The organism is Methylibium petroleiphilum PM1, assembly GCF_000015725.1.
GTDB lineage: Bacteria > Pseudomonadota > Gammaproteobacteria > Burkholderiales > Burkholderiaceae_C > Methylibium > Methylibium petroleiphilum.
In genome coordinates, this window is record NC_008825.1 from 1,374,800 (window position 1) to 1,389,662 (window position 14,863).

Below are 14,863 nucleotides of genomic sequence, written 5' to 3' on the forward strand. Positions count from 1 at the left end.
GATGAGCCGAGTGCTGGTGGTGGAAGACGAGTCGGCGATCGCCGAACTGATTTCGATCAACCTGCGGCATGCCGGCTACGAAGTGACGATCGCGGCTACCGCCGACCAGGCGCAGCTCGCGATCGACAGCGTGCTGCCCGATCTGGTGATCCTGGACTGGATGCTGCCGGGCCAGTCGGGTCTGGCGCTCGCGAAGCGCTGGCGCGGCGAGAGCCGCACCAAGGAGCTGCCGGTCATCATGCTGACCGCGCGCGCGGAGGAGGGCGACAAGGTCGCCGGCCTCGACGCGGGCGCCGACGACTACCTGACCAAGCCGTTCTCCACCCACGAGCTGATGGCGCGCATCCGTGCCGTGCTGCGCCGCAAGGCGCCGGAAGCGCTCGACAGCGCTGTCGAACTCGGCGTGCTGAGGCTCGACCCGTCGACGCGCCGTGTGGCACGCGGCGAGCAGGAGGTCAAGATCGGCCCCACCGAGTTCCGTCTGTTGCATTTCCTCATGACGCACCCCGAGCGGGTGCACAGCCGTGCCCAGTTGCTCGACCGCGTGTGGGGCGACCATGTCTTCATCGAGGAGCGCACGGTCGACGTGCATGTGAAGCGCCTGCGTGAAGCGCTGGCGCCGGTGGCCTGCTCGACGATGATCGAGACGGTGCGAGGCGCCGGTTACCGCCTGACGCAGCAGATGGCGGCCGCCGCGGCCTGATCGGCCGGCCACCCGCGGGGTGAGTCCACTTGACCTGGCTGTTTCCGCGCCTCTTCTCCTGCCTTGTCGCGCTGCTGCTGGGCGGGACGGTCGGCTATGTGACCGGCGCAGCGGTGCGCGCGCCGATCCTGGGTGCCTTGCTGGGTGGCGCGCTGGCGATCGGCTTGATCGCCGCCGTGGACACCCTGCGCGGCGCGCGGCTGATCGCCTGGTTGCGCGGCTCGCAGGATACCGACGCGCCGCGTGACGCCGGCTTCTGGGGCGAGATCGCCTACCGCGTCGAGCGCGGCATCCGGGCGCGTGAGCGCAGCACGGTGCAGGAGAAGGCGCGGCTCGCACAGTTTCTCGACGCGATCGAGGCCTCGCCGAACGGCGTGTTGATGCTCGACGTCAACGGGCAGATCGACTGGTGCAATTCGGTGGCGGCCTCGCACTTCGGTCTCGACCCGCGGCGCGACCGGCTGCAGCGCATCACCAACCTCGTGCGCGCGCCGGCCTTCGTGGCCTACCTGCAGGCCGGCGTCTACCGGGAGGCGGTGGTCTTCCCCAGCCCGAACGGGCTGGGCACGCTGTCGGTCCTGGTGCGCGACTATGGTGAAGGCATGAAGCTGGTGCTGTCGCAGGACATCACCGAGCGCGAGCGGGCCGACGCCATGCGCCGTGATTTCGTGGCCAACGTGTCGCACGAGATCCGCACGCCGCTGACGGTGCTTTCGGGATTCATCGAGACCATGAGCACGCTGCCGCTGACCGAGGTGGAGTCGCGTCGCGTGCTCGTGTTGATGAGCCAGCAGGCTCAGCGCATGCAGACGCTGGTGAGCGACCTGCTGACGCTCGCGCAGCTCGAGGGCAGCCCGCGTCCGGCCGCCGACCGCTGGATCGCGGTGTCGCGGCTGCTGCAGCTGGTCGAGGCCGACGCCCGCACGCTGTCGCAGGGCCGGCACACGCTGACGCTGGCTGGCGACGACAGTGCACAGATCGCCGGAGCCGAAACGGAGCTGCTGAGCGCGCTCACCAACCTGGCGAACAACGCCGTGCGCTACACACCCGAAGGCGGACGCATCGACATCAGCTGGCGCCGGCTGGCCGACGGCAGCGGCGAGTTCGCCGTCAGGGATACCGGCCTGGGCATCGAGCGCGAGCACCTTCCGCGCTTGACCGAGCGCTTCTACCGGGTCGATGGCAGCCGCTCGCGCGACACCGGCGGCACCGGCCTGGGACTGTCGATCGTGAAGCACGTCGCGCAGCGCCACGGCGGCGAACTCGACGTCCAGAGCGAGCCCGGCAAGGGCTCGACCTTCCGTCTCGTCTTTCCGGCCGCGCGCCTGCGCTGCGTGGCGGCGCCGACGACACCTCAGCCGGCCAGCGACCCGGGGGTCCCCGTGGGCGGCCTCACGGCCGACACGCGCTGAAGCAGGGCCAGCAGCAGCGCGCTGACGCAGCCGAGCGCCACCACGTTGGCCAGCCAGAACGCGGCCGGGCCCGCCAGCGCGTTCGGCCAGACCGGTGGCGGGCTGAAGGCGAGCCAGGCCCCACCGGCCAGGCCGATGCCCCACAGCCCGATCGCATAGCTCAACGCCGGCAGCAGCGCGATGCGGTAGGCGCGCAGCGCGAAGGAGGCAATGCATTGAGTGGCGTCGGCGAGCTGGCTCGCGGCGACGAACAACAGCAGCTGGGTGGCCACGGCCTGCACGGCCGGGTCCGGGCTGTAGGCGCGCGCGAGCGGGCCGCGCAGCCCGGCCAGCAGTGCACCGAGCATCGCCACCAGCGCCAGCGCGAGCCACAGGCCCTGCCGCCAGATGCGCCGCGCCTGCGTGCGGTCGCCGGCGCCGAGGGCTTGCGCAGTCTGGGCGCCGGTGGCGATGCCGATCGACAAGGGCAGCATGTACAGCACCGCCGCCACGTTGGCGGCGATCTGGTGTCCCGCCAGCGGCGTGGTGCCCAGTCGGGCGATGAACACCGCCATCAGCGCGAAGCCGGTCACTTCGAAGAACAGGGCCGCCCCGCTGGGCAGGCCGAGCCGCAGCAGTTCGCGCTGCGCGTCCCAGCGCGGCCGTGACCAGCGGGCGAACAGCTGCAGTTCGCGATAGGCCGGATGACGCATCAGCATCAGCGCGGCCACGCCGGCCAGCGTGCACTGCACGATCAGCGTGGCGATCGCGCATCCGGCCACACCGAGCGCCGGCACGCCGGCGCCTCCGAAGATCAGCCAGGCGTTGAGCGGCAGCTTGAGGCCCAGCGCCATCAGCTGGAGCAAGGTGACCAGCAGCGGCCGCGACAGGCCCTGGTTGAGGCCGCTGTAGACACGGAACAGCAGGCCCGCCGGCAGCGACCAGGCCAGCCAGCCGAGGTAGGACTGCACGCGCTCGAGCACCGCCGCATCCGTCCGGGCCCAGCTCAGCGCCAGGCCGGGGAAGAGCAGCACGGTCATGCCCGGCAGTGCGATCGCCAGCGCCAGCCACACGCCCTGCTGGAAACTGCGGCGGACGCCTTCGTGGTCGCCCGCACCGTGATGGTGGCCCACCACCGGGATCAGCGCCTGGAGCACGCCGGTCAGCGCGATGTAGACGCAGATGTAGACCGCTGCCCCGATCGACAGCGCGGCCAGATCGGTGCTGTCGTGACGACCGGTCATCACCGTGTCTGCCACGGTGTAGCCGATCACCGCCACCTGGCCGACCAGGATCGATGTGGCGTGGCGCGCGATGCGTCCGGTGGTCCCCGCGCCGCTCACCGGCCGGCGCTCGCGAGATCGCGTCGGTAGACGACGGTCTGCTCGGCGCGATCGGTCGGTCGGCGCTCGCGCGCCAGCAGCTTCCAGCCGGGCCGCGCCAGCGTCTCGGTCACGGCGTTCGCGCGCGCCGTGGTCAGCAGGAACTCGCAGCCGGTCTGCGGCGGGACCGGGTGCGTCTCGACACGCCAGCCACCGTGGTACTCCAGCGCGGCCAGCTGGGCCCGTGGCAGGCCGACCGTGGCGATGCAGGCGTCGCTCGGCACATGCTGGGCGATGCGCTCGACCAGCGGGCGGTCGCTGCGCGCGTAGTCCAGAACCGGCAGCAACAGTGTCATCGCCAGCAGCCAGCACAGGCTCAGGCCGCCGGCCGGCAGCACCAGGCTCTTCCAGAGCACGGGGCGATGGCGACCGGTGCGCCAGCGCACCAGCAGCAGCCACGCCAGGGTGCCGGCCACGGCCGCCAGCAGCGGGAACCACGCGAAGCTGCTCTGGTAGCCCGGCACCAGCCGGGCAACGTTGGAGGCGGTCTTGGCCGGCACCCCGGTCTGCAATGCGGCGTAGACGACCCACACCGCGATGGCGGCGATGCTGAAGAACGCGACCGAGAACCAGTCGATCGCGGCCGACACGCTGCGCTGCAGGGTCGGCAAGGCGAACGCGGCCAGCGCGGCCAGCGGCGGGAGGGCCAGCATCAGCGCCCGGTCGGAGCCGCCCATGCCGATGCAGGCGAGCAGCGCGACGGCTGCCGCGGTGGCGGGCACCGCGATGTGCCGATGCATCAGGTGGCCCCGCCAGCGCCACAGCGTCCAGCCGGCCATCGCCCAGGCCGGCCAGGCGAACCAGGCCAGCAACTGCACCACCTGGCTGACGTCGGGCGTGCCGAGCCGCCAGCTCCAGGCGCCGATCGCCAGCGCGATGGTGGACGCCAGCGCGGCAGCCCCCACGATCCAGAGCGAGAACAGCCGGGCCAGCGGAAAGCTCGACCGCAGGCAGACGACAGCGCCGGCCAGCGCGTAGCCCAGTCCGATGGCCGGCGCGCCGCTGGCGGCCAGTACCGGCAGCGCCAGCAGCACGGCCCCGCGCGACGCCCAGCGGCGCGAGACACTCGCCGCCATGGCATAGAAGAACAGCGCTGCCGCGAACAACTGCATCAGCTCCGGCGTGGTTTCGTGCCCCAGCTGCAGCAGGCCGAGCGTGGCCATCAGGGCCAGCAGGGCGCCGTCGGCGATGGCCCGTGCGTAGTCGACCGGGCTGGCCTCGCCGCCGAAGGCGAACGGCAGCGGCTGGGCGTTGTCGGTCCTTGCCAGGTGGTAGGTGCCGTACCAGGTGAAGACCAGCACGCCGACCAGCAGCAGCGCGAATGGCAGGCGGGCCGCGAGCGCCGGATCGAGCAGACCGCCGAACAAGTGGATGCCCAATGCACCGAGCCAATACGGCAGCAGGGCGCCGTCTGCCGGCAGCCCGGCAATCGAGGGCGACAACAGGTCGGCCCCACCCTGCGCCAGGCTGAACATGTAGCCGAAGGCGGTGATGTCGGCATTGCGCCAGGGATCTCGGCCGAACAGGCCGGGCAGCACATAGGCGGCACAGAACAGCAGCAGCGCGCTGCGTGGCAGGCGCTCGACGGCACGCTGCGAGACGAGGGCGGGAGTGGGGGTGCTCAAGACAGGAGGGGCGGTGGCGGCGACGCGGCATCTTGCAGCAAAAGCCGCGACCGCGAACGTAAAGCAGGCGCACCGAACGTGGCGGTGCCCCGGCAAGTCCCGGCCCCGGGGCCCGAGTCGGCAACAAAAAAGGCAGCCGAGGCTGCCTTTGCACGTGTGCGAACCGCCGTCACTTCTTGGCGCCGAGGTGCGCGAACTTGTTGCGGAACTTCTCGACGCGACCGCCCAGGGAGTCGACGCTCTTCTGGGTGCCGGTGTAGAACGGATGCGATTCGCTGGTGGTCTCGAGCTTGAACAGCGGCAGTTCGCGGCCGTCGTCCATCTTGACGGTTTCGCGGGTCTGGGCGCACGAACGCGTCACGAACTTGAAACCGTTGGAGAGGTCCACGAAGCACACGTCGCGGTAGCTGGGGTGAATGCCGTCTTTCATCTCGAATCCTCGCAGGGTCTGGGTGCGGGAGCCACGCTGAGTCGCCACTGCGGCCATACAACGCACTTTCCGCCATGGCGAAAGCCTGAAATTATGCCATGCATCAACGACTTAGGCCAGGGGCTCAGCCGCCGCGGCGCATCATGTCGAAGAAGTCGAGGTTGGTCTTCGTGGCCTTCATCTTGTCGAGGATGAACTCCATCGCCTCGATCTCGTCCATCGAATAGAGCAGCTTGCGCAAGATCCAGGTCTTCTGCAGGATCTCTGGCTTGAGCAGCAGCTCCTCGCGGCGGGTGCCCGACTTGTTCAGCAGGATCGACGGGTAGACGCGCTTCTCGGCCATGCGGCGATCCAGGTGGATCTCGCAGTTGCCGGTGCCCTTGAACTCCTCGTAGATCACCTCGTCCATGCGGCTGCCGGTGTCGACCAGCGCGGTGCCGATGATGGTCAGCGAACCGCCTTCCTCGATGTTGCGCGCGGCGCCGAAGAAGCGCTTGGGGCGCTGCAGCGCATTGGCATCGACGCCACCCGTCAGCACCTTGCCGGAGGAGGGAAGCACGTTGTTGTAAGCGCGCGCCAGGCGGGTGATCGAGTCGAGCAGGATCACCACGTCCTTCTTCAGCTCCACCAGCCGCTTGGCGCGCTCGATCACCATCTCGGCCACCTGCACGTGGCGTGCGGCGGGCTCGTCGAAGGTGGAACTGATGACCTCGCCGCGGATCGTGCGCTGCATCTCGGTCACTTCCTCGGGCCGCTCGTCGACCAGCAGCACGATCAGGTGCACTTCTGGGTAGTTGGCGGTGATGGCGTGCGCGAGGTTCTGCATCATCACCGTCTTGCCACTCTTCGGGGCCGACACCAGCAGCGCCCGCTGGCCCTTGCCCAGCGGGGCGATCAGATCGACGATGCGGCTGGTGATGTTCTCCTCGGCCTTGATGTCACGTTCGAGCTTGAACTGCTCCTTGGGGAACAAGGGCGTCAGGTTCTCGAACATGATCTTCTGCTTGTTCTCCTCCGGCGTGATGCCGTTGACGATGTCCACCTTCACCAGGGCGAAGTAGCGCTCGCCGTCCTTGGGGACGCGCACCTCGCCTTCGATCATGTCGCCGGTGTGCAGGTTGAAGCGGCGGATCTGGCTGGGGCTGAGGTAGATGTCGTCGGTGCTCGCGAGGTAGCTCGCCTCGGGGGAGCGCAGGAAGCCGAAGCCATCGGGCAGCACTTCCAGCACGCCGTCGCCGAACACCTGCTCGCCCTGCTTGGCGCGCTTCTTCATGATCGCGAACATCAGCTCCTGCTTGCGCATGCGGGCGCTGTTCTCGATCTCCAAGGTTTCGGCGACCTTGATCAGTTCGGATATGTGCTGGGCTTTGAGTTCGGATAGATGCATGAAGCGCACCTCGGGGGCAAGCGTGACCACCCGGAAACGGGCGCCACCGGAGTCGGGCGATCGCAGGCTCTGGATAGGGCCCGGACCGCTCGCGGTCGGTGCCGATCGACATGCGATCGACGGTAGGACAGGTGTTCTGGGAGGGGGTGCCGGCTCCACGCGCTGGATGCAGCGTGGCGGCAATCTCGCTGGTGCTCGGGGCAGGCGGGTGGCCTCGCCCCGGCACGTTTGCAGCGATTATAGGTGGCCGTCGAGGAATGCGGTCAACTGCGACTTGTTCAGGGCGCCGACCTTGGTGGCGGCCAGTTGCCCGCCCTTGAACAGCATCAGCGTCGGAATGCCGCGGATACCGAACTTCGCCGGCACGTCGCGGTTCTCGTCGACGTTCATCTTCGCGATCTGCAGCTTGCTGCCGTAATCCTTGGCGACTTCGTCGAGGATCGGGGCAATCATCTTGCACGGGCCGCACCACTCGGCCCAGTAATCGACCAGCACGGGAGTACCGGACTTGAGCACGTCGTCGTCGAACGACGCATCGGAGACGTGTTTGATCAGTTCGCTGGCCATCATGGGTCCTTCAACTGCCGCCTGTCGTGCGCAGTTCGCACGAGCTTCCAGGGCACAATGATTTTGACACAAGGCCCCCTGGCGCGCCGCGCGGCGCCGGCCCTGCACGCTATGGGGACGATAGAAGGATCCCGCCCCTGAATCCGACACCGGACCCTGCCGCCAAGGACATGCCACCCGAGGCCGACCTGGCGGTCGCCGCATGCTGGACGCGCCTAGTGCGCGAGATCGCGGCGTTTTCGCGCCGCGAGGCCCTTGCATCGCGGGATGTCGTCGTGCTGCTGCCCTTTGCTCAGCATCTTTCGTTGGCGCGGGCCGCCTGGCTGGCGCTCGACCACGCGCCCTGGATACCGCGTTTCGAGACGACGCAGACCTTGCAGCGTTCGCTCGGTCCACCGCTGCCGGCCGCACCAGGCGAACTGGCTTTCGATCCGGTGGCCGATCCGCTGCAGGCCGCACAACTGCTGCGCGAGCAGGTTCCGGATTGGCCGCATCGCGACCCGCGCGGCTTCGCGCTCGCCGTCGCGCGCCTGAACGAGACGGCGCAGGTGCTGGCGCGCGCCAGGCTGGCGCTGCCGCCGGCCCAGCGCGCGGCTTGGCTCGAGAAGGCCCGTTCGCTGCTGTCCGGCCCCACCGGGCCGGGCCAGCAGGAGCGCGCGCTGGCGCGGCTCGCGCTCGAGTGGTCGAACACGGCGGCCACGATGGGCGCCGATGCGCTCTACGCCCTGAGGCCGGCGGCCTGGGTCGCACTGCGGGTCGGCGCCTCCGATCCGCTGGTCGAGTCCTTGTTGGCCGCATCGTCGGAACCGGTGCTGTGGCTCGATGCCGATCTGCGTGCCCCCGGCCTTCGCAGTGTTCCCGGTGCAGTGCAGGTGAGCGAGTGCGACGATTTCGAGGACGAGGCGCAGCGGGCGGCGGCGCAGGTGCTGGCTCATCTGGCGCAGGGCGAGCAGCCGGTGGCCCTGGTGGCCCTTGACCGCGTGCTGGTGCGTCGCGTGCGAGCGCTGCTCGAGCGGCAGCAGGTTCCGGTGAGCGATGAGACGGGCTGGAAGCTGTCGACCACCCGTGCAGGCGCCACGGTGATGGGCCTGCTGCGCGCGGTGCATCCCCGCGCAGCGACCGACGACCTGCTCGACTGGCTGGCCTCGGCGCCAGCCCCGGTGGATGGCCGTGCGGCGCTCGATGCCGCGTGGCGACGCGACGGCATCACCGCGTTGCGGCAGGTCGACGAGGCCCGCCTCGAGCCTGCTGCGCTCGCCCTTTGGCAGCAGTGGCTCGCGATCGGCGAGCCCTTGAGCGCAACCCGCCGCCTGGCGCTGGGCGAATGGCTGTCCCGCCTGCGCGAGGCGCTGCTGCGCGCCGGGCTGTGGGAGTCGCTGCTGGGCGACGCGGCCGGTCGGCAAGTCATCGATGCGCTGCGGTGCCGCGCCGAGCCACCGGCCGGCAGCGCCTGGGGGCAGCAGGCGGCGCGCGTGCGCTTCGATGCCGACGGCTTGCGCGACTGGGTCGACGGCGTGCTGGAGGCGGTTTCATTCGAGCCGCCGTCGCCCGACCTCGGCGGTGCGGCGCCGGTGATCCTCACGCCGCTGGCGCGCGCGATGCTGCGTCCGTTCGCAGCGGTCGTGTGTCCGGGTGCGGATGCGGCGCATCTCGGCGCGCTGCCGAAGCCGCAGGCCTTGCTGGGCGACGCACTGGCGGCCGCGCTCGGCCTGCCGTCGAGCGCGCAGCGTCGCGAGCACGAGCGACGGGCCTTCGCGCAGTTGCTGCGGGTGCCGCAGCTCACGCTGCTGCACCGCCGGCGCGACGGGGCCGAGCCGCTGCAGGCCAGCCCGCTGTTGCTGCAACTGCAGTTCGACGCACGCGAAGCCGTCAGGTCGGGCGGTGAGCCGCGGACGCCCGTCGCCGTCGTGCCGCGCCCGCTCGCGCACCCCTTGCCGGTCGCGCCGGCGCTGTTGCCCGACTCGCTCAACGCCACGGCCTACGAAGCGCTGCGCGCCTGTCCCTATCGCTTCTTCGCGCAGCGCCTGCTGGGCCTGGCCGAAGCCGAGGAACTCGACGACGCCGTCGACAAGCGCGACTACGGCACGTGGCTGCATGCGGTGCTGCAGGACTTCCACCGCCAGCGGCAGCCCGGTGCGCCGCAGGACGATGCCGCCTTGCTGCTGCGCATTGCCCGCGCGCGGCAGGCGCTGCTGGCGCGAGACGATGCCGATTTCCTGCCGTTCGCCGTGTGGTTCGAGGACCTGCTGCCGCGCTACCTCGCCTGGTGGCATGCCGAAGAGGCGCTGGGCGCGAACGTGATCGATACCGAACTCGAACTGCTAGCACAGCCGCCAGCGCTGGCGGCCGCCGGCCTGCGCCTGCGCGGCACGCTGGACCGCATCGATGCCGTGCCGGGCAAGGGGGGCCACGGTGCGCACCGCATCCTCGACTACAAGACCTCCAGCGAGACCACCCTGCGCGAGCGCCTGCGGCAGCCGCTCGAGGACACCCAGCTGCCGTTCTACGCCGCGCTGCTGGACGCGTCGCGCGGCGTCCCGCCAGGCGACGTGCAGGCCGCCTACCTGTCGCTCGACGGGCGCGAGGGCGTGAAGCTGCTGGCGCATCCCGACGTGGCCGCCAGCGCCGCGACGCTGCTCGAAGGCATCGCGGCCGACTTCACGCGCCTGCAGGCCGGCGCGCCGATGCCGGCGCTGGGCGAGGGCAGCGCCTGCGAGCACTGCAGCGCACGCGGCCTGTGCCGGCGCGACCACTGGCGCGAGGACCGGGCATGACGTCGGCGGCGTTCGCCTACCGCATCGATGGCGCGCTGGTGGCGCCGGCGGCGTTCTACCGCGTGGCCTGCGACCCGCGCCGCAGCGTCGTCGTCGAAGCCTGTGCCGGCGCCGGCAAGACGTGGATGCTGGTGTCGCGCATCCTGCGTGCGCTGCTCGATGGCGCGGCGCCGCAGGAGATCCTGGCCATCACCTTCACCCGCAAGGCTGCGGGCGAGATGCGCGAGCGCCTGCAGGGCTGGCTGCACGAGTTCGCGCTGTGCGACGACGCGCAGCGCGAGCAGGCGCTGGTCGATCGCGGCTGCACGCGGCAGGAGGCCGGCGTGCTCGTGCCCCGGCTGGCCGCGCTGTACTCAGAGTTGCTGTCCGGCGGACGGCTGGTCGAGATACGCACCTTCCATGGCTGGTTCAGCCAGTTGTTGCGCGCCGCGCCGCTGGCGCTGCTGGAGCCGCTGGGCCTGCAGTCCGAGGTCGACCTGCTCGAGGACCGCAGCGACCTGCAGCCGCACTACTGGCGGCGTTTCCTGTCGGCCGTATCGGCCGATGCCGCCCTGCGCGAGGACTTCGCGGCACTCGTGCACGATCGCGGGCGCCACGTGGCGCAGCAGTGGCTCGAGGCTGCGCTCGACCAGCGCGTCGAGATCGAACGGACCGATGCCGCCGGCGTGCTGGAAACCAGCGTGCCAGCGGCCGCAGCGCTGTGGCCGCAGTTCGACGGACTGGCCCATCCCGCCGACTGGCTGGCGCAGCCGGACATCCGGAGCGCGCTGTCGACTCTGGCGGTGGCGCTGGGGGCGGCCGGGGGCAAGAAGTCGCGAGATGCGGGCAGCGCACTCGAGCAGGCGCTGGCCGGCATCGAAGCCGATCCGTCGGCGGCCTTCGACGCCGCCTGGCAGGCCTTGTTCACCAAGACCGGCGAACTGCGCAAGCAGATCGACGCACCGGGCCTGAACGAGGCGGCCGACGTGCTGCGGCGCATTGCCGAGGCCATGGACCAGCAGGCGGCGCACCGTGCGCATGCGCGCATGGTCCGGCTGTCTCGCGTATTGCTCGCCAGCTACCGCCAGCTCAAGCGCGACCGCGGCCTCGCCGACATGGCCGACCTCGAGGCCTGCGCCGAGCACCTGCTGGCCGATGCCGAACTGTCGGGCTGGGTTCAGGAGCGGCTGGATGCGCGCGTGCGTCACCTGCTGATCGACGAGTTCCAGGACACCAGCCCGCTGCAGTGGCGCACGCTCGACGCCTGGCTCAGCGGCTACGCCGGGGCCGGCGGCGGCAGCAGCGGACAGCGGCCCCTGTCGGTCTTCATCGTCGGCGATCCGAAGCAGAGCATCTACCGCTTCCGTCGGGCCGACCCGCGCGTCTTTGCGCAGGCGCGCGACTTCGTCGTCACCGCGCTGGACGGTGCCCACCTGGCCTGCGACCACACGCGCCGCAACGCGCCCCGGGTGCTGGCCGTACTGAATGCGGTGTTCGCGCACGCGCAGGCTGGTGGCCGGTTCGACGACTTCCGCCCGCACACCACCGACGTGAGCGAGCCGCCCGGTGCGGTGTGGTTGCTGCCGGCGGTGCCCCGGCCGGAGAAGGGCGGCCCGGTGGTTGCCGCCGGCGGTTGGCGCGACAGCCTCACCACACCGCGCACCGAGCCTGAAGAGGTGCTGCGGCGGATCGAGGCGGAGCAGGTTGCGGTCGGCATCACCGCCCTGCTGGCCGAAGGGGGGCTGGCCCCGGGCGACATCCAGGTGCTGTGTCGCAAGCGGGCCCCGTTGGCACTGGTGGCCCAGGCGCTGCGTGAACGTGGCGTTCCCCACGCCACGCCCGAGCAGCGCGAGCTGATGGCGGCGCCCGAAGTGCGCGACCTGGTCGCGCTGCTCGATGCGCTGGCGTCACCGTCGCACGACCTGTCGTTCGCGCAGGCCCTGAAGAGTCCGGTGTTCGGCGCGAGCGATGACGACCTGGTGGCGCTCGCACGGGCGGCGCGGGCTGAGCGGCTTGCCTGGAGCGAGGTGCTGCTGCGTGGCGCAGGCGCGGGCAGGGCGGCCCTCGATCGGGCCCGCGCGCTGTGGCCCGGCTGGCTGGCGGCCGCCGCGGCACTGCCGCCGCACGATCTGCTCGATCGCATCGTCGACGAGGGCGAGGTGCGCGAGCGCTATGCCGCTGTGGTACCGCCTGCGGGGCGCTTGCTGGCGCTTGCGGCCATCGATGCGCTGCTGGCGCAGTCGCTGCTGCTCGACGGTGCGCGCCATGCCACGCCCTACAACTTCGTGCGTGCGCTCCGGCGCCGGCGCGTGCTGCTGCCGCCGCAGAGCGCGGCCGACGCGGTGCAGTTGCTGACCATCCATGGCGCCAAGGGCCTGGAGGCGCGCGCGGTGTTCGTGATCGACACCATGCCGGAGGCGCCGAAGGCGGAGACCGCGACCCTGCTGATCGACTGGCCGGCCGATGCGGCGCACCCCCATTGCTGCGCCTTCGTCGCCAGTGAGTCGCGTTGCCCGCCGTCGCTGCGCGCCCTGATGGCGGCCGAGCAGGAAGGGCGGGCGCGCGAGGAGCTCAATGCGCTCTACGTGGCGATGACCCGGGCCCGAGAGCGGCTCGTCTTCAGCGCGACAACCCCGCACCGCGCGGCGCCAGGGCCGAGCGCGTGGCAGCGACTCGCTGAAGCGGGGGCGGATGCCGTCCCACCGTCAGCCGATGCCGGTGGCACGGCAGGGTCCGCCGGGTCGGCCGAGAGCCCGGTGGTGCTGCTTGCGCTGCCGCGCGTCCGTCTCGCCGCCGAGCCCTCCGACCCGGTGGCGGCCGACGCCGACACCGAAGCTGCGCAACTCGGCCGTGCGGTGCATCGCGTGCTCGAATGGCTGCCGGCCGACGCCGCGCTCGATGCGGCCGCAGCGGCGGCGGCCATCGAGTTCGCGTTGCCGCCCGACGCCGCGCCTCGCGTGGCCGCGCTGGTGCGGGCGGTGCTGGGCAGTGCGGCCTGTGCACGCTTCTTCGACCCGGAGGCGCTGCACTGGTCGGGCAACGAGGTGGCGATCGCATGGCGCGGCGCCGCGTTGCGCATCGATCGGCTGGTGGCATTGCACACGCCCGCAGGCCCGGAGTGGTGGGTGCTCGACTACAAGCTGCAGCACGCACCGCAGGCGATCGAGGCCTACCGGGAACAACTGGCCGGCTACCGCGAGGCCGTGCAGTCTCTGCAGGGGGGCGAGAGCGTGCGTGCGGCCTTCATCACCGCGGCCGGCGAGGTGATCGAACTCTAGGGCCCGCTGCGCGAGGCTGGTGGCTCGTGCGGAAGCTTCGTTGGCGGGAGTGCCTGTGCTGCGGCCTGGCCGGCGCGCATTGCGCCCTCGAGCGTGGCGGGGTAGGGCCCATCGATGTAATCACCCGCGGCGAGCAATCCCGGCGCGATGCTGCCGCCCGGGCGCCGCAGACCGGGCGTGCAGAGGAAGGTGGCGCGCTTCTCGCTGAGCACCCGCAGCAGCCGGGGCTCGCTCGGCAGGCAGCGGCCGAGCTGCGCTGTGGCCTGCAGGCGCACCGCCTCGGCCGTGGCGTCGAGCCCGCGCACGACGGCGTCGGCCGCGCCGCTGATGACGAAGGCCAGCGTGCCGGTTGCGCCCGGTTCGCGTGCCGGGTCACGCAGCTGGCCGAGATCGAACACGTATTGCGCCGGCGACACGGCGTCGCGCGCGTCCAGGGCGAGCATCGGCGCCGGGAGCCGGGCTCCGGATGCGTGCAGCAGCACGGTGACGATCGGTTCGTAGCGCAGCGCGGCGGCCAGCTCGGCCCAGGCCGGCGCATGCGGCGCGGCGAGGCGGGCGGCCTCGACGGCGCTGCAGGCCAGCACCACGCGGTCGAATCGCTCGCCATCGACCTGCCAGCCGCCGGTGTCGGGGGCGATCGCGTTCACGCGCCGTCCGGTGTGCAGCACCGCGTCGCGGGTGCGCAGCCACGTTGCGGCGGCGTCGGGCCACAGCGCGCCGAGGTCCACGCGCGGCAGCAGCAGGTCCGAGGCGCCGGGGCCGGCGAACAGTGCGTCCCGCAGCACGCGCAGGAACACCTGCGCGCTCGCCTGCTGCGCCGGCGTGTTGAGCGCGGCGACGCACAGCGGTTCGATCAGGGCTCGGCGCAGCGTGGCGGGCAACGAGGCCGTGAGGTCCGCGACCGTCAGGCGTTCGTCGCAACGGAAGCCGCGCAGCAGCCATCCGCCGGTCGTGCACAGCAGCGCCATCCGCTCGCGCAGCGACCAGCCCCGGGCAGACAGCACGCCGCGCACGAAGCCGGGCAGCGCCGGCCCGCGCGGCAGGGACAGGCCATGTCCTTGCGCATCGATCAGGGTGAGGGGTCTGCGCTGCAAGACCGTGCGCTCATCGACCCCGACCGTCCGCAGCAGCGACAGCGTCGCGCTGTATGCGCCGATCAGGATGTGCTGGCCGTTGTCGAGCGCCAGGCCGTCGACCGACGCGGGCAGGCGCCGCGCGCGACCGCCCAGCGACGGCGCCATCTCGGCCAGCGTGACCTGGTGGCCGAGCGCGCTCGCCTCGACCGCTGCGGCCAGCCCGGCCCATCCGCCCCCGACGATCGCAACCCGCAGCGCCGACGTCATGCGA

General features: G+C 71.4%; 10 protein-coding genes. 4 read left to right on the forward strand and 6 right to left on the reverse strand.

Annotation, left to right across the window (positions count from 1 at the left end; all coding sequences use genetic code 11):
* Position 1 precedes the first annotated feature (1 nt).
* Both phoB and phoR read left to right on the forward strand, forming a co-directional pair.
* Positions 2-703 carry a phosphate regulon transcriptional regulator PhoB gene (gene phoB, locus MPE_RS06420; RefSeq protein WP_011828876.1) on the forward strand — a complete coding sequence of 234 codons (702 nt, stop codon included), beginning with the start codon at positions 2-4 and terminating at the stop codon, positions 701-703.
* A gap of 29 nt (positions 704-732) precedes the next feature.
* A complete protein-coding gene (gene phoR, locus MPE_RS06425; protein ID WP_011828877.1) occupies positions 733-2,115 on the forward strand; it encodes a phosphate regulon sensor histidine kinase PhoR in 1,383 nt (460 codons plus the stop codon).
* Here phoR and MPE_RS06430 read toward each other — a convergent pair.
* From MPE_RS06430 to trxA, 5 genes are all read right to left on the reverse strand, one after another.
* Entirely contained in the window at positions 2,058-3,437 is a 1,380-nt protein-coding gene (locus MPE_RS06430) for an MATE family efflux transporter (protein ID WP_011828878.1), read from the reverse strand. The two genes, phoR and MPE_RS06430, sit on opposite strands and share 58 nt — an antisense overlap.
* Positions 3,434-5,101, reverse strand: coding sequence for a hypothetical protein (locus MPE_RS06435; RefSeq protein WP_041929572.1), 1,668 nt, complete (start codon positions 5,099-5,101; stop codon positions 3,434-3,436). The genes MPE_RS06430 and MPE_RS06435 overlap by 4 nt, the downstream gene beginning before the upstream one ends.
* A gap of 169 nt (positions 5,102-5,270) precedes the next feature.
* A complete protein-coding gene (locus MPE_RS06440) occupies positions 5,271-5,531 on the reverse strand; it encodes a type B 50S ribosomal protein L31 (protein ID WP_036229732.1) in 261 nt (86 codons plus the stop codon).
* 124 nt (positions 5,532-5,655) lie between these two features.
* Positions 5,656-6,918: a transcription termination factor Rho gene (gene rho / locus MPE_RS06445; RefSeq protein ID WP_036229752.1), complete on the reverse strand. Its 1,263-nt coding sequence runs from the start codon at positions 6,916-6,918 to the stop codon at positions 5,656-5,658.
* Positions 6,919-7,155: 237 nt separating this feature from the next.
* Complete coding sequence (trxA, locus tag MPE_RS06450) at positions 7,156-7,485, reverse strand: thioredoxin TrxA (protein ID WP_011828882.1); 330 nt, start codon at positions 7,483-7,485, stop codon at positions 7,156-7,158.
* Between the two features lie 170 nt (positions 7,486-7,655).
* Between trxA and MPE_RS06455 the strand changes: the two genes are divergently transcribed.
* Together MPE_RS06455 and MPE_RS06460 are read left to right on the forward strand one after the other, a co-directional pair.
* Entirely contained in the window at positions 7,656-10,259 is a 2,604-nt protein-coding gene (locus tag MPE_RS06455; protein WP_049820779.1) for a PD-(D/E)XK nuclease family protein, read from the forward strand.
* On the forward strand, positions 10,256-13,516 hold the full coding sequence (locus MPE_RS06460; protein ID WP_011828884.1) for a UvrD-helicase domain-containing protein: 3,261 nt from the start codon (positions 10,256-10,258) through the stop codon (positions 13,514-13,516). Before MPE_RS06455 ends, MPE_RS06460 begins: the two co-directional genes overlap by 4 nt.
* On the opposite strand, the gene hpnE is transcribed toward MPE_RS06460, so the two are convergent.
* Positions 13,513-14,859: a hydroxysqualene dehydroxylase HpnE gene (gene hpnE / locus MPE_RS06465; protein WP_011828885.1), complete on the reverse strand. Its 1,347-nt coding sequence runs from the start codon at positions 14,857-14,859 to the stop codon at positions 13,513-13,515. The genes MPE_RS06460 and hpnE overlap by 4 nt on opposite strands.
* Positions 14,860-14,863: the final 4 nt, after the last annotated feature.